The sequence below is a fragment of the Gilliamella sp. Pas-s25 genome (genome assembly GCF_009795885.1).
Classification (GTDB): domain Bacteria; phylum Pseudomonadota; class Gammaproteobacteria; order Enterobacterales; family Orbaceae; genus Gilliamella.
In genome coordinates this window covers 1-14,981 of record NZ_WTEV01000009.1, presented here as the reverse complement: position 1 = coordinate 14,981, position 14,981 = coordinate 1, and the positions used below count along the sequence as shown (strand labels likewise).

At 37.4% G+C, this 14,981-nt stretch carries 15 protein-coding genes; 9 read left to right on the top strand and 6 right to left on the bottom strand.

What is annotated here, in order from left to right; genetic code table 11:
- The 5 genes from fliP (at position 1) to GQ593_RS05840 (ending at position 2,338) form a co-directional block, all read left to right on the top strand.
- Entirely contained in the window at positions 1-738 is a 738-nt protein-coding gene (gene fliP, locus GQ593_RS05855; protein ID WP_337189709.1) for a flagellar type III secretion system pore protein FliP, read from the top strand.
- Positions 739-746: 8 nt separating this feature from the next.
- Positions 747-1,016, top strand: a complete 270-nt coding sequence (fliQ, locus tag GQ593_RS05850) for a flagellar biosynthesis protein FliQ (protein WP_160431207.1) — start codon at positions 747-749, stop codon at positions 1,014-1,016.
- Between the two features lie 5 nt (positions 1,017-1,021).
- Positions 1,022-1,816 (top strand): flagellar biosynthetic protein FliR, encoded by a 795-nt coding sequence (gene fliR / locus GQ593_RS05845; RefSeq protein ID WP_160431206.1) that lies wholly within the window; start codon positions 1,022-1,024, stop codon positions 1,814-1,816.
- Between the two features lie 177 nt (positions 1,817-1,993).
- On the top strand, positions 1,994-2,119 hold the full coding sequence (locus tag GQ593_RS13980; protein WP_272914598.1) for a hypothetical protein: 126 nt from the start codon (positions 1,994-1,996) through the stop codon (positions 2,117-2,119).
- 60 nt (positions 2,120-2,179) lie between these two features.
- Positions 2,180-2,338, top strand: coding sequence for a hypothetical protein (locus tag GQ593_RS05840; protein WP_160431205.1), 159 nt, complete (start codon positions 2,180-2,182; stop codon positions 2,336-2,338).
- Between the two features lie 288 nt (positions 2,339-2,626).
- Here the strand turns inward: GQ593_RS05840 and GQ593_RS05835 are convergent, their stop codons facing one another.
- Positions 2,627-2,962, bottom strand: a complete 336-nt coding sequence (locus GQ593_RS05835; RefSeq protein WP_085248206.1) for a zinc ribbon domain-containing protein YjdM — start codon at positions 2,960-2,962, stop codon at positions 2,627-2,629.
- A 1,418-nt stretch (positions 2,963-4,380) separates the two neighbouring features.
- Between GQ593_RS05835 and suhB the strand changes: the two genes are divergently transcribed.
- Together suhB and GQ593_RS05825 are read left to right on the top strand one after the other, a co-directional pair.
- Entirely contained in the window at positions 4,381-5,184 is an 804-nt protein-coding gene (suhB, locus tag GQ593_RS05830) for an inositol-1-monophosphatase (protein WP_085247132.1), read from the top strand.
- A gap of 121 nt (positions 5,185-5,305) precedes the next feature.
- Positions 5,306-7,495 (top strand): heavy metal translocating P-type ATPase, encoded by a 2,190-nt coding sequence (locus tag GQ593_RS05825; RefSeq protein ID WP_160431204.1) that lies wholly within the window; start codon positions 5,306-5,308, stop codon positions 7,493-7,495.
- A gap of 104 nt (positions 7,496-7,599) precedes the next feature.
- Here GQ593_RS05825 and GQ593_RS05820 read toward each other — a convergent pair whose 3' ends face one another.
- Genes GQ593_RS05820 through metC form a run of 4 tightly spaced genes read right to left on the bottom strand, consistent with a single transcriptional unit; the run spans position 7,600 to position 11,911 of the window.
- Positions 7,600-9,000: an FAD-binding oxidoreductase gene (locus GQ593_RS05820; RefSeq protein ID WP_160431203.1), complete on the bottom strand. Its 1,401-nt coding sequence runs from the start codon at positions 8,998-9,000 to the stop codon at positions 7,600-7,602.
- Between the two features lie 39 nt (positions 9,001-9,039).
- Positions 9,040-9,348, bottom strand: coding sequence for a hypothetical protein (locus GQ593_RS05815; protein ID WP_160431202.1), 309 nt, complete (start codon positions 9,346-9,348; stop codon positions 9,040-9,042).
- A 14-nt stretch (positions 9,349-9,362) separates the two neighbouring features.
- Entirely contained in the window at positions 9,363-10,661 is a 1,299-nt protein-coding gene (gene tilS / locus GQ593_RS05810; protein WP_160431278.1) for a tRNA lysidine(34) synthetase TilS, read from the bottom strand.
- Between the two features lie 32 nt (positions 10,662-10,693).
- On the bottom strand, positions 10,694-11,911 hold the full coding sequence (gene metC / locus GQ593_RS05805; RefSeq protein WP_160431201.1) for a cystathionine beta-lyase: 1,218 nt from the start codon (positions 11,909-11,911) through the stop codon (positions 10,694-10,696).
- 120 nt (positions 11,912-12,031) lie between these two features.
- Here metC and GQ593_RS05800 point away from each other — a divergent pair, with 120 nt between their 5' ends.
- Positions 12,032-12,649: a 4'-phosphopantetheinyl transferase family protein gene (locus GQ593_RS05800; protein ID WP_160431200.1), complete on the top strand. Its 618-nt coding sequence runs from the start codon at positions 12,032-12,034 to the stop codon at positions 12,647-12,649.
- 58 nt (positions 12,650-12,707) lie between these two features.
- Here the strand turns inward: GQ593_RS05800 and GQ593_RS05795 are convergent, their stop codons facing one another.
- Entirely contained in the window at positions 12,708-13,481 is a 774-nt protein-coding gene (locus GQ593_RS05795; RefSeq protein ID WP_160431199.1) for a tyrosine-protein phosphatase, read from the bottom strand.
- Positions 13,482-13,584: 103 nt separating this feature from the next.
- On the opposite strand from GQ593_RS05795, the gene pepB reads away from it, so the two are divergent.
- Entirely contained in the window at positions 13,585-14,865 is a 1,281-nt protein-coding gene (gene pepB / locus GQ593_RS05790; protein ID WP_160431198.1) for an aminopeptidase PepB, read from the top strand.
- Positions 14,866-14,981 lie beyond the last annotated feature (116 nt).

The window sequence follows — 14,981 nt, the reverse complement described above, 5'->3', positions numbered from 1 at the left end:
GTGCGGTTAAATTTAACTATTTTGCTAAGCTTATTGTTGTTTAGCCTATCTAGCCATGCTGAAATCCCTGCATTATCCGTCATGAGCACGCCCTTAAGCGGTGGGCAAAATTGGTCATTACCCGTTGAGACATTAGTCTTTTTGACCTTACTCACTTTTATTCCAGCAATATTACTTTTGATGACCAGCTTTACACGCATCATCATTGTGTTAGGTCTGTTACGTAATGCCCTTGGTACGCAATCAGCACCCCCTAATCAAGTTATTTTAGGGATAGCGCTTTTTATGACCTTTTTTATTATGTCGCCGGTGATTGATAACATTTATCAAGACGCTTATGTGCCCTATTCGCAAAATCAAATCACCATGCAAGAAGGTTTAACTAAAGCAACAAAACCGTTAAAAGAATTTATGCTTACCCAAACGCGAGAAAACGACCTAGCGTTATTTGTGAACATGTCTCATCAAAACGACATTCAAACACGCCAAGACATCCCACTAACAGTGTTGGTTCCTGCTTTTGTGGTGAGTGAACTAAAAACAGCGTTTCAAATCGGTTTTACCATTTTTATTCCTTTTTTAGTCATTGACCTTGTGGTTGCCAGCACACTTATGGCATTAGGGATGATGATGGTACCACCAGCAACGGTATCACTGCCATTTAAATTAATGTTATTTGTATTGGCTGATGGTTGGCACTTATTACTCGGTTCGCTGGCACAAAGCTTTTTTAGTTGAGTTGCACCATGTCACCTGAATATATTAGTACCTTAGCAACGCAGGCCATAAAAGTCGCTGCATCACTAGCAGGACCGTTACTGTTAGTAGCATTAGTAACAGGGCTAATCATTAGCTTATTACAAGCGGCAACGCAAATTAACGAAATGACATTATCATTTATTCCCAAAATTTTGGCGGTCATTGCTGTATTAATTATTATGGGACCATCCATGTTATCATTGATGATTGATTATATTCAAACCGTTATCACTGACATTCCTAACTTAACTAGTTAAATTAGATGGATTTTAACAGTTACACTCTATTTAATATTCATTTCTTTTCTTGGGCTAAGGACTGTTTTTTCCCCTTTGTGCGTATTTTAGCATTGATCATGATTGCCCCCATTTTTGGTGAAAAAGAAATTCCCAATCGCATTAAAATTGGTTTGGCACTACTGATTGCAATTGTACTGCCACTTCCACCTATTGATGACAATATCAAAATATACTCTTTGATAGGAATATGGATTATCGCGCAGCAAATAATGATTGGCGCGCTAATTGGTTTTACCATGCAGATGGCATTTATGACTGTTCGTTTTTCAGGCGAATTAATTGGCATGCAAATGGGGCTGGGCATGGCGACGTTTTTTGACCCTATTGGAGGACCATCCACATCGGTATTATCACGCTTAATTAACATTATTGCTCTATTAATATTTCTAAGTGTTGATGGCCATTTATGGCTGTTATATGGCATCTCAAATAGTTTTGAAATTATTCCAATTGCCGTGATGCCATTGCAAGCAAACGGATACTTAGCACTTATTGATGCCAGTAAATTATTATTTATCAATGGTATTATGCTAGCGCTCCCCTTAATGACCTTACTGTTAATCATCAACATATCATTAGGGCTACTTAATAGAATAACGCCACAATTATCTATATTTGTGGTTGGCTATCCGGTGACACTATTATTAGGGCTAGTCATGCTCACTTATTTAATTACAACATTGCCGGCGTTTGCAGAATTTATTTTTGAACAAATATTTGAGCGCATTGCTACCCTATTGTGGTATTTAACTCAGTGATACTTGCCAGCAAAAAACATCATTAAATTATTATTAGATGTTTAATATTCACTATTCTATCGTTGAATAATAATTTATTTGGAATAATAAACAATGATAAACTAAGCAACCGGAAGCAAGTCTTATTTATTATTCTAATTATTTACTTGCTCAATGATGATGGATAAGCAATTAACTATGAGCAAAGAACAAGAATTAATAAAGCAGACAGAAAGACTCGCTTCACTTCCTGATTGCGCAGAACCTTTTGAGCAACTTAAGGCTTTACTCAAAGATGAAACCGATCTTGAAATGAGGTCTTGAGTTATTGCATTTTTCTATATAGCATTTGAAGAAGCGTTATGTTCAAAGGATCATTTTAGTATGCTTAATAAGAAAGTCAGAAAGCTTATTAACACTTATCCACTGCCTGATGATGCCGAGGAGCAATTAGACCATATAATAGAACAGACTGATAACGTATATGAAAGATTGCTATTAGGTCGGGCTCACGAAGCACTCTTTATTCAACGCCATCAATAATCAAATCAAACAATATTGTTATTTTATCTCGCTAATTGCAGAAAATGGTTGCAAAGTATGATGTAATTTTTGCTTGTTTTTTGTGGTTATTTATCGAAGTTTATATTTTAACATATTGATTTAGTGATAAATAAACAAAAACAGTTAAATGAAAAATCAATGTTCTATGTGAATGTTTTTATTGTGTGATAAAGCATATTAGGCAATATCTAAAACTAAGCATCTTAATGCTGATAAAATCAGCATTAATTGCGTCTTTTAATTAGGCTTTTTAATAAAAATTTTTGATTAAGCCTTTTTAACAAAGCAAGCTTTAAGCATAATTTTCATGCCGTCAATTTTGCAATCGATTTCGTGATCACCTTCGACTAAACGAATACCTTTGGCTTTAGCCCCTTTTTTAAGTACTGTTGAAGAGCCTTTTAATTTCAAATCTTTAATCAAAATAATATCATCGCCGTCAGCAAGTAAGTTACCATTACTGTCTTTTACTTGTAATCCAGCATCAGAAGATACCTCTTCGTTGGGATCCCATTCGTGGGCACATTCAGGGCAAACATAAAACGAACCATCATGATACGTATGTTCAGATTGGCAAACAGGGCAATTAGGGATAGATTCCATAGTTTACAATTCTTCCAGATTAAATAAAAATGGCGTTTACTATAGCAAAAAAATGCTATTAAGTCATGGATGTTGTCTATTTGATTACTGTCAGATTCTCAAAAATAGTGGTGATGAAAATATAGCAGGTATTAATGATGTTGTTTGTAAAAGTTAATAATTAATTCACCGCTGAATATGAATAAATTATAAGAAAATATCTGGTCATTTACATTTCATGATTAAAATAACCCACTAAAAATGCCTAGGCGTTTTGTTAGGAATCGCTTTATTCAGTTTAACTATATGATAAAATTTAATAAAAATTTTAAGTTTTTGTTTTCTTTCTTTTGCATCGCTGACTATTTACTGATTATGCTGCATCTTCATTAAATCGCCTATCGTTTTCGGATTTCCCCGATGTTTGAGCTAGGCGGTTTTGTAAATTTCTAATTGATACGATGCTGATCGCATGTTTTAACGAATAGTTACAGCTAAGCTTCGACTAATTATGAAACGGTATAGAATCCTGAATATTTTTTACAAAAAATACAGTCTAAAATCCATGAAAGTCCCTATCGTTTTCGGCTTTCCCCGATGTTTGAGCTAGGCGGTTTTGTACATTTTTGATTGATACGATGCTGATCGCATGTTTTAACGAATAGTGACGGCGAAGCTTCAACTAATCGCGAAACGGTATAGAATCCTGAATATTTTTTACAAAAATACAGTCTAAAATTTATGAAAGTCCCTATCGTTTTCGGCTTTCTCAGTTGTTTGAGTTAGGCGGTTTTGTACATTTTTGATTGATACGATGCTGATCGCATGTTTTAACGAATAGTGACTGCGAAGCTTCGACTAATTATGAAACGGTATAGAATCCTGAATATTTTTTACAAAAAATACAGTCTAAAATCCATGAAAGTCCCTATCGTTTTCGGCTTTCTCAGTTGTTTGAGCTAGGCGGTTTTGTGAATTTCTGATTGATGCGATGCTGATCGCATGTTTTAACGAATAGTGACTGCGAAGCTTCGACTAATTATGAAACGGTATAGAATCCTGAATATTTTTTACAAAAAATATAACCTAACAATTGAATAGTTGTGTAAATACACTCATAGTGTGCATGCAACTGACGTAGAAAATTACGCTGCTTGTTTTAGTGTTTTATATTCAATGGATGTCATATTATTTAATGCTTTATGCGCTTTCGGTGCTGTAAATGGAATGTTCTATTTTGTGCTGTTTTTTGGCCACAAACACCCCCAAGTTTCCATGGCTTTTACTAACAGCCCAGCCAAAACTATTTTACCTATCAATTCCCTTATATTCTGGCAATAAAGTAGCAAAACCTTTATACTATGCGGTAATTTTTAGTATCTCTGAATCAGTCTTACTAAATCAATCCGTTCTTTAACATCATCAATTGGAAGAAAATTATGCATCCGATGCTGAATATTGCTATTCGCGCTGCTCGTAAAGCAGGCAATGTGGCCATTAAGGCTTATGAAAATCCTAGTTCAATCGAAATCGAAGCCAAAGGCGCTAATGATTTTGCCACTAATGTGGACCGTGCGGCCGAGGCTTTAATTGTTGAAACAATCAAAAAAGCTCACCCTGATCACACTATTATTGCCGAAGAAAGTGGCCTTGTTAAAGGTAATGATGCAGATACACAATGGATAATCGATCCAATTGATGGTACGACCAATTTTATCAAAAATATCCCTCATTTTGCTGTGTCTATCGCAGCGCGAGTTAAAGGTAAAACCGAAATTGCCGTGGTTTATAACCCAATGAGTAATGAGCTGTTTACAGCTGCTCGTGGTAAAGGTGCTCAACTTAATGGTTACCGTATTCGAGTCAGTAATGCCAAAGATTTAGACGGCAGCGTACTTGCAACAGCTTTCCCGTTTAAAGCTAAACAGTACAGCGACAGCTATTTTGCCGTTTTGCAAAAGTTGTTTGTTAAGTGTGGCGATTTTCGTCGCGCAGGCTCGGCCGCTTTAGATTTGGCTTATGTTGCCGCAGGTCGTTTAGATGGCTTTTTTGAAATTGGCTTAAAACCATGGGATATCGCTGCTGGTGAGCTGATTTTGCGCGAGGCTGGGGGCGTTATTACCGATTTTGCGGGTGGTAATAATTATCTGGTTTCGGGCAATGTTGTGGCTGGTAATCCTAGAATTGTAAAAGATTTATTGGTTTCTACCCAAAACGATTGGCCAGAAAAATTACGTAACTAATTTCCTTTCTTTTTTCACAGGGTTATTTAAGCCCTGTGATCACCGCTTTATTTTTGTGCATAACCTTTAATATTCAGTATATACTAACTTTAAACTCGATAAACCATATAGGGTATATATCATGAAAACGGTCCAATATCATTTTATTGTTGAAGATATGAGCTGCGCATCTTGTGTTGGGCGCGTTGAAAAAGCACTTAAAAAAGTCGACGGTGTGATTGATGTTAGCGTTAATCTCGCAACCGAAAAAGCAACGGTTGATGCTGATGCACATGTAAAGCTCGAAACATTGATGTCTGCGGTTGATAAAGCGGGTTATCATGCGGTTAAAATCACTGAGTCAGCAGGTGATCAACAAAAATCGAAAAAACCATCACTTCACTGGACTATTGTCACCGCTGTAATACTGGCTATGCCTTTTGTGGTGCCTATGCTATTAGCGCCGTTTGGGATAAATTGGATGATGCCGGCTTGGTTGCAATGGGGAATTGCATCGGTTGTACAATTTGGCTTGGGGGCTAAATTTTATCGAAGTGGCTTTAGTGCGGTTAAAGCAGGGGCTGGCAATATGGATTTATTGGTTGCTATCGGCACAAGTGCTGCGTATGGATTATCGGTTTATCAGCTGATGACTGGCAATGGTGAACATCTTTATTTTGAATCGTCAGTTATTATTATTACCTTAATTTTGATTGGTAAATGGCTAGAATCGAGCGCTAAACATCAAACCACCCAAGCAATTGCAGCGCTTGGTGCGCTACGGCCTGATGTTGCGTTAGTCAAGCAAGGTGATCAAGAAGTAAGTGTACCCATTAGCCAAGTTAAAGTGGGTGATATTGTTATTGTTAAGCCCGGCGAGCGCATTGCTGTTGATGGTATTGTGATTGAAGGCGCATCAAGTAGCGATGAGTCGATGTTAACCGGTGAGAGCTTTCCTGTAAATAAATCGGTTAACGATATGGTGACTGGTGGCACGATTAATGGTGAAGGCTTACTGCTTGTTAAAACCACAGCTATTCAGGCCGATTCTACGTTATCCAAAATCATTGCAATGGTTGAATCAGCTCAGGCCAAAAAAGCGCCGATTCAACGAATTGTTGATCGCATTAGTGCGATTTTTGTGCCGGTGATTTTATTGATTGCATTAGTTACGCTATTGGCTTGGGGAATGATATTGCATGATTGGCAGCAAGCATTACTTTATGCCGTTGCGGTGTTAGTGATTGCTTGCCCATGTGCGTTAGGCTTGGCAACACCAACCGCGATTATGGTGGGGACTGGGGTGGCTGCTCGCCATGGTATTTTAATTAAAGACGCCGAAGCGTTAGAAACGTTGCACAATGTTAATACGGTCGCATTTGATAAAACCGGTACACTCACCATTGGTAAGCCTGAATTGGTTGAAATGGATATTATAGGCAGTGAGACGCCCGATCAAATATTATCGCTCGCCGCATCATTACAAGCCGGTAGTGAGCATCCACTAGCCAAAGCCATTTTAAGTAAGGCTAAAGAGTATGGTTATGCTCAAAATATTACCTCGGTAGCAGGATCGGGGGTGATGGCAATTGTTGATAATACGCAGTATTATTTAGGTAGCCTGCGATGGATGAAATCATTAAATGCCTATTTTGTTGGTATGGATGATAAGATTAATGAGTTAGCCAGCAAAGGTTACACCATTTCATTTTTAGCCAAACAGCAATTAGAAGGTAATGTGGTGATATTAGCGCTATTTGGTTTTGCTGATGTAATCAAGCCAGAAGCGAAAACCGCCATTGAAGCGTTGCATCAGTTAAATGTAAAAAACGTTATGTTAACTGGCGATAACCAGAAAGCGGCGAATTACGTTGGACAGCAGTTAGGTTTGGATAAAGTCATTGCTGAAGTGTTACCGCAAGATAAAGCCAATTATATTTATCAGTTACAAAAAGAAAGTCATGTTGATACCCATCATCGAGTGGCAATGGTGGGGGATGGGATTAATGATGCGCCAGCATTGGCGGCTGCGAATATTGGTATAGCCATGGGTACGGGTACCGATGTGGCTATGCATGCAGCAAGTATTACTCTTATGCGTGGGAATCTGTTTTTAATTGCTGATGCAATCGATATTTCGCGCCGAACCTATAATAAAATCAAACAAAATCTATTTTGGGCATTTTTCTATAATTTGATTGGTATTCCGCTAGCGGCATTCGGGTTTTTAAATCCAATGATAGCTGGTGCTGCTATGGCATTAAGTAGCGTGAGTGTGGTTACTAATGCATTGTTACTTAAACGTTGGAAAGCAAGATCGGAAAATAGCTAGTGTAGTTTGGTTTGGCAAGGAGGCTTATAGCCTCCTTTATTTTTGGTTAGAATTAAAAGTCATTGAATAGCATAATAACCAAGATAACTATATTTTTGTTTTGGTTACTGAATCGTTTTAGGACGGTATCGATCCAACAGCATATTACTAAATTTATTTTCTGGATCTAACCGTGCTTTAAGTTTAAAAAAACGCTCTGCTTGTGGATATGCGCGCTGAAACTGTTCAGCGGTTGCATGTAATTGATAGGGTAAATAATAACTGCCAGCATTGGCTAGTACAGCATCAATTAACTCTCGAGTCCAGAGCCCTACCTGCTCTTTACTGTGTTCATCGGTCGTTTGCTGATAATAAATAACAAAAGCAAACACTTCCGTTTTGGCCCATGCCAGCAACGAACCGCTATCTGGATTTGCATGTCGAATAGAAATATTGATGATATTCGCCTGATGTTTTTTCACAATAGCAATTAATTGGGGATAAAAATCATCAAATCGTTCTACCGGTATAAAATATTCTTGTAGCGCATAACTTTTGTTTTTTTCAGCAATAGGCTGTAAACTGGCTACATCATAACTGGCTTCATAATTACGCCACATCACGGGTTGTTTTACATAATCGACATTATCATGAACTTTTCGTAACTCTTTGCCTAAAGTAGATGAAGAGACGATTTTTAGTTTTACCTGTTGATTATTTGAAGATTTATCGTTAGGTCTTAATCTATCCAAAATAGTTAGTGGTTCTTGTGTTTGTTTAAATGTGACTGCACGGACTTTTTTAAAATCAGGCGGATAGATTATGGCATTGTGAAATATTGCGGTTTTATCAGGACGGATATGCTGAGTGAAATACGAGTGATACTTTGTCATTGGCATAACTTCATTAATACGTTTTACCTTAACATTATCAGTAAGTTGCAATGTAACTTCTGTGATAACGCCTAAGCCACCATAACCGCCAATAGCACCGTAAAATATATCCTGATTTTCTTCTGGACTGGCTATTACAACTGAACCATCGGCAAGTACGATTTTGAACTGTTCGACAGATAGGATAATGGGCCCTTCCCCAATATAACGACCATGCACATTCACACTCAGTGAACCGCCAATACTGAAATTGGCATAGCTTTGCATGATTTTTACCGATAAGTTATAAGGATCAATAAGTTCTTGTACTTGACGCCAACTTGCGCCGGTCTCAATGGTTAAACGTTTTTGCTCAGGATTAAAATCAATCACATGGTTCAGCTTTTGCGTATCTATTTGGATTGCGCCGGTTATTGCTGTTTGTCCACCCATGCTATATTTTCCTCCAGCGATACTAATTGGACCAGAGGCATTTTTGACCAGTTCGGCCACCTGCTGGGTAGATTCTGGTTGCACAATCGCAGCGACTTGTACTGGTGTCATACCTGTAACATCATTGACAACAACTGCTTGCGTTTTTAATGATAGTAACAGGCAAATACAGCAGCTTAATAAATGTAATTTTTTCATCATAAATTAATATCTACTTGATCTATAATAAAATAATTGATTCTATCTGATTACAAAGAATTCATCAACAAAGGTAAGGTCTAATGTTGTCAAATAGTGATAATAACCAAGATACATTTCATCTTTATAAATTTTTAAGCACATTTGAAAAACAGGTTCAGTATAACCTCCCGTTAAAATCACACTTAGACTTTCACAAAAAGTCAGTGTTTTGATATCTCGCTTAGTATTAAGCTCTAATTCGCTGTAGTTATTATTAAGAATGTGCTTTAAGCTTGTCATGGCTAGTTTTTTTAACCTATTATGGATTAATTCAATATCTGTAGATTTTAGATAATCAGATAGAAGCATAATGGTGATAGATCCTATAAGCCATTATTCACGAGGCTAAAACCGATTTGTGTGCCTTTTCCTTGTTCGGTAACAAACACGCCAACCGCGCAAATCAGTTGTTCATTATAGTAAATTAACGGGATTCGTGTACGCATCCACGGTGGAATATTATGTTCTTGCCATAGCTTTTTTATTGATCGTGAACCATGGCGATTGATAATTTGAAATTGTCCTTGAGCATGAAATCGTACAGTGACTTGTTCATCTGCATGGGGTAAACGGCAAGATAAATCAGTTTGATAATTAGCCTGTAATTTACCAATACTATCAGGAAGAATTAGGGGCAAAGCCAAATTCCAATTAAGGATTTGTTGTTCAATATCTTGATATAACGGTAATAAATAAAGTTGATTTTGATAGCGACGAATTTGCCAGTCATATAGTATAAATTTAGGGTTGGCATCTTCTTTTGCTAGGCCAACGGTATGCCAAATGAGTGCTAATTGCTTTTGGCTAGGCATAGTTATTTGTTGGGATCGTAGCCACATGCGCATTATGGCATTGCGTTTATATTCTGAACACGCCATTAAAGGGGTTAGATTTAGCTGTCCTTGTTGGCTAACCATTTGTTGAAAATCAACTAATAACAATTCATTAATTAACGCTTCTTGCTGCTGACATAACTCAGCACTGCGTGCCACCATTTGCGAAAAATGTGGCCAGCGTTGATTAAGCGTCGGTAAGACCTTTAAGCGTAAAAAGTTGCGGTCGTAACGATCATCTTGGTTGCTTTCATCTTCTATCCAGTTGAGTTGATGCTGATTAGCATAAGTTTCAATTTGTGCGCGTGAAATGGTTAATAAAGGGCGAAGATGCTGTTTATGTTCCTGTGGCATGGCGGCCAATCCCGCAGGACCACTTCCGCGTTTTAGTGCTAAAAGGAACGTTTCACATTGATCATCAAGGTGTTGTGCAGTGCATAAAGTTTCATCATCTGTTAAGTGACGATAGATAGCTTGATAGCGTGCATTTCTGGCTTGTTCTTCGATATTTCCTGCATTAGGGTCGAGTTTGACTTTTTCAATGATCAGCGGCACTTGCCATGCTTGGCATTGTTTTTGGCAATGCATTGCCCAGTTGTCAGCATTGTTGCTTAAACCATGGTGAATATAGATCGCTCTTAGCTTTAAATCAGGTAATAATTGCTGTTTGAGTGCAACTAGTGCATGCATTAATACGGTTGAATCAACACCACCACTATAAGCAACCAGTAGTGCTTTGTGGTGTGTGATTTTATGCATAATTGTTTGTTTGATGCTTTCATCAAACATTGTTTGGTGTGGATTATTCATCTTCTATTTAATTACACCAAGCTTTGTAATGCATTGGCTTTATTTTTATGTAGTTTGATTCTATCTAAACCCGCTGCAAGATCGGCAATTAAATCATCAGGATCTTCAAGACCAATATGTAGTCGGATAAGTGTTCCTGCAAAATCTATCCCAGATACCGGTCTAATTTGGGCTAGTTCTTCGGGTTGATTGACTAAAATTAATGACTCAAACCCACCCCATGAATAGGCCATTGAGAAGTAAGTTAAATGATCAATAAATTCAGATAATTGTACGTCTGTTAATCGTTCTTTGAGTATAAATGAAAATAAGCCACTTGCGCCTGAAAAGTCACGTTTAAAAAATTCGTGTCCTTTACAGCTTTCTAATGCTGGGTGATTGACGATCGCTACTTTTGGATGACTTGCTAGCCATTTTGCCACTTTTAAACCGCTTTCGTGATGTTGTTTTAATCTTATTGCTAATGTGCGTAAACCACGCGCAGCCATATAGGCGGTGTCCGCATCACACATTTGTCCCATTAAGTAAGAACGTTCGCGCAATGTTTCCCAACAGCGCTCGTTAGCCACCGCGGTGCCTATCATGGCATCCGAATGACCGATCAGGTATTTGGTACCGGCTTGTATTGAAATATCAATATCATGCTCTAACGCTTTAAATAAAATACCCGCGCCCCATGTATTATCTATCATAATGATGATTTCAGGATTAACACTGCGAATGGCTTTAACAATGGCAGGTATGTCTTGAACTTCCATGGTTATTGAACTTGGCGATTCAAGAAACACGACTTTAGTATTTGGCTTAATATGATTTGTGATATAGCGACCAATTAATGGCGAGAAGTAATCAGTTTGAACACCAAAATCTTTTAAAATGTGCTGGCAAAAATCTTGAGTGGGTTCGTAAACGGCTTCTGACACTAAAATATGATCGCCGGTTTTCACAAAAGCTAAAATGGCATTAGTAATAGCCGCTGCACCACATGGATAAAGGTAACAACCCGCTCCTCCTTCAATTTCAACCAGCGCTTCTTGTAGTGCAAAATGGGTTAATGTACCACGTCGTCCATAGAATAATGCACCACTAGCACGATTTTTTGTGGCCTCTTTTTTGGCTTCAATAGAATCAAAAACCAGTGATGATGCACGTTGAATAACTGAATTAACCGCACCTTGTGTATAACGCTTTTTACGTCCTGCATGAACTAATTTTGTTGGTAATGACATGATAAGACACCTTTGCTGTTATTTATGAATATTGGTATTTTGATTAATTTTGATAACAGTTAGCATAGCATGCTGTTAAAATAGTAAAAAATAAATTTTATTAATATTTTCTTTGCAATTATGCTTATAGTTAAACTTGCTAATCTTAATGATGCCAACATTGATGTTTCATTGTTGTCACCCCAGCTTCTTGATGAAGCCAATAAATTACATGGTCAACGCAAAAAACAGTTTTTAGTTTGTCGTTCAATATTGGCGAGCTTACTTCAACAGCATTGTGATATTTCAGGGTTACCCGCTATTAAAGTTGGTGATAATGGACGTCCTTGTTTTTTACAGCAACCGCTACCCGATTTTAATATTAGCCATAGCCAAGATTGGGTGGCTGTGGCAATTTCGTTAACAGATAAGGTTGGTTTAGATATCGAAGTGGCACGACCACGTAAAAATTATCTAAATGTGGCTAAAAACTTTTTTGCGGATGATGAGTTTCAATGGATGATTAAGCAAGATGATACATTAAGAGCTTTTTGGCAATTATGGACATTGAAAGAGTCGGCATTAAAACTGTATGCCAAAGGGGTTTGGCAAATAAAATCGGTTAAAGTTGACTTAAACCAGCAGATGATTATAGCTCCTTTTGGGCAAGACTTTCATTATCAATATCGTCAAGTAGGCGATGTTCATCTATCTGTAAATAGTAATCAACCGATTTCTAAATTGATTTTGTTATCTTAATATAGCGTTTTGCTACTATCTATTAGGCTATTAGGGTAAAATAAATCATTGCTATTTATTAAACTAAATAGATATCTTGAATTTTTTTTCTATTGTTTTCATTTAATTGATATTCCTGTGATAACCAATCATCAATGGTATCATAACGCGTTTTAATTGCGTCAAATGCGGCTGTTAAATACTCTTTTTTGGCGGCAAAAATTAATTTGCGGTTTTCAAACTCCTCAGGAGTCACTTTATGTTGGTATTGGCGTAATAGATTTTCACGATAATCTGCCAATAGCTGTTCAGTGAGTAAATAATCTTGCATGATAGCTTCTTCACTCACACCTAAAGCAAACAGTGTTAATGCGACACCAACACCGGTACGATCTTTACCAACCGCACAATGTTGCACTAATGGTTTACCTTGTGAGTTCAGTAAGATTGACGAAAGTTTTTGATATGCTGGGTTTTTAAATGGTAGAAGCTGGTATAGCTTAACCATAAAATCAAATGGTGCATTTTTTTTCAGTGTTTGGGTGTGATTGCTTAAGTCACTTGTTAAACTTGCGGTGACCGTATCGCTTAAAGGGTTAGCAGGTACGTTAATATAATGAGTGTTTTGCCATAATTTATCTGGATTTCGAGCAATTTCATCAGGATCGCGATAGTCTAAAATATAGTGTAGATTTAACTCATCAGATAAAAAAGATTGCTCTTCTGGCGTGATCAGTGAGAATGCACCTGAGCGATATAGCAGACCCGATCGAATTTGACGTCCATCGGTTGTTTTGATTCCACCTAAATCACGAAAATTAACTCCATTTTTTATTGGTACAACACACGTCATGACTACCCCTTAATTATATTTAACTTTACTTGCTATATTAACATGTTTCTGATTAGAATTAAGCCACTGTTTCTATTATTACGAATGATTTAAGGTACTTATTATGTCCATGTTATCTGTTTTACTGTCTGATAAAGCTGCGCCAACGCAATGGGGAAAAGATGCACTGCTGAGTTTTTCGAACGATACAATTACTATTCACTATAAATCGGATCACCGTCTTGGTGCGATCCAACGTGCGGGGAGAAAACTTGATAACCAAGGAATAAATTTGCTGAAACTAAGTGGTGAAAATTGGGATCTTGAAGCGTGTTGGCATTTTTGGTTAGGTTATCGTAATGCCAAAAAAAGTACGAAAGTCAATTGGCCAAAACTCAATAGCAAAGATAAACAAGAATTAGAACATCGTTTGGCAATTATTGATTGGTGTCGAGATATCGTTAACGAGCAAGCCGAAACATTAAGTCCTACCGAGTTAGCAACACAAGCCGCTAAGTTAATTAGCACTTATTCATCTGATGTGACTTATAAAATTATTTCAGGCGAAGCTTTAAAAGAGCACAATTATATGGGCATTTATACGGTAGGTAAGGGGTCAGATAGACCAGCTACGTTACTTGAGCTAGATTATAATCCTACTAAAGACCCTAACGCACCGATTACTGCTTGTTTAGTTGGCAAGGGGATTACGTTTGATTCGGGCGGTTATAGTTTAAAACCAAGTAGCTTTATGGAATCAATGCGTTCAGATATGGGCGGTGCTGCATTAGTAACGGGAGCTTTAGCGCTAGCGATTGCACGAGGGCTACATCATCGGATCAAACTCTATTTATGTTGTGCCGATAATTTAGTCAGTGGCAATGCTTTTAAACTTGGCGATATTATTCGTTATCGTAATGGTAAAACAGTTGAAGTTGATAACACTGATGCCGAAGGGCGTTTAGTGTTAGCAGATGGCCTGATTTGTGCTGATAATGACAAACCTCATTATATTATTGACTGCGCAACGCTCACCGGTGCGGCTAAAATTGCAGTGGGGAATGATTATCAATCATTACTCTCATTTGATGATAACTTTGCTAATCAACTATTAGCGAGTAGCGATTTGGAACATGAAGCTTTTTGGCGATTACCATTGGCTGAATTTCATCGCACTCAGTTTCCATCGTCATTTGCTGATATGGCAAATTCAGGTTTACCTAATACCGCTGGTGCCAGTACCGCTGCGGCTTTCTTATCACATTTTATAAAAAACTATCAACAAAACTGGTTACATATTGATTGCTCTGCAACATTCCGTAAAAGTGCGACCGCTTTATGGGCAACAGGCGCAACAGGTATTGGGGTTAGGTCAATTGCTAATTTACTTAGTCAACTAAAATAAAACTGAAAAAAAACCACTTGAAAAAGTGGTTTCAGATTGATGACAAACCTCGATATAATTCGGGGTTTATTTTTTTATTTAAACCATAAATAAGATTTTTAATTTGGATTTTATTA

Bases quoted from the DNA above. Each gene is read 5' to 3' on its own strand.
- GQ593_RS05840 (WP_160431205.1), top strand. From the start codon at position 2,180: ATGCTTAATAAGAAAGTCAGAAAGCTTATTAACACTTATCCACTGCCT.
- suhB (WP_085247132.1), top strand. From the start codon at position 4,381: ATGCATCCGATGCTGAATATTGCTATTCGCGCTGCTCGTAAAGCAGGC.
- fliQ (WP_160431207.1), top strand. From the start codon at position 747: ATGTCACCTGAATATATTAGTACCTTAGCAACGCAGGCCATAAAAGTC.
- GQ593_RS13980 (WP_272914598.1), top strand. From the start codon at position 1,994: ATGAGCAAAGAACAAGAATTAATAAAGCAGACAGAAAGACTCGCTTCA.
- pepB (WP_160431198.1), top strand. From the start codon at position 13,585: ATGTCCATGTTATCTGTTTTACTGTCTGATAAAGCTGCGCCAACGCAA.
- GQ593_RS05795 (WP_160431199.1), bottom strand. From the start codon at position 13,481: ATGACGTGTGTTGTACCAATAAAAAATGGAGTTAATTTTCGTGATTTA.
- GQ593_RS05820 (WP_160431203.1), bottom strand. From the start codon at position 9,000: ATGATGAAAAAATTACATTTATTAAGCTGCTGTATTTGCCTGTTACTA.
- GQ593_RS05815 (WP_160431202.1), bottom strand. From the start codon at position 9,348: ATGCTTCTATCTGATTATCTAAAATCTACAGATATTGAATTAATCCAT.
- metC (WP_160431201.1), bottom strand. From the start codon at position 11,911: ATGTCATTACCAACAAAATTAGTTCATGCAGGACGTAAAAAGCGTTAT.
- GQ593_RS05825 (WP_160431204.1), top strand. From the start codon at position 5,306: ATGAAAACGGTCCAATATCATTTTATTGTTGAAGATATGAGCTGCGCA.
- GQ593_RS05800 (WP_160431200.1), top strand. From the start codon at position 12,032: ATGCTTATAGTTAAACTTGCTAATCTTAATGATGCCAACATTGATGTT.
- tilS (WP_160431278.1), bottom strand. From the start codon at position 10,661: ATGTTTGATGAAAGCATCAAACAAACAATTATGCATAAAATCACACAC.
- GQ593_RS05835 (WP_085248206.1), bottom strand. From the start codon at position 2,962: ATGGAATCTATCCCTAATTGCCCTGTTTGCCAATCTGAACATACGTAT.
- fliR (WP_160431206.1), top strand. From the start codon at position 1,022: ATGGATTTTAACAGTTACACTCTATTTAATATTCATTTCTTTTCTTGG.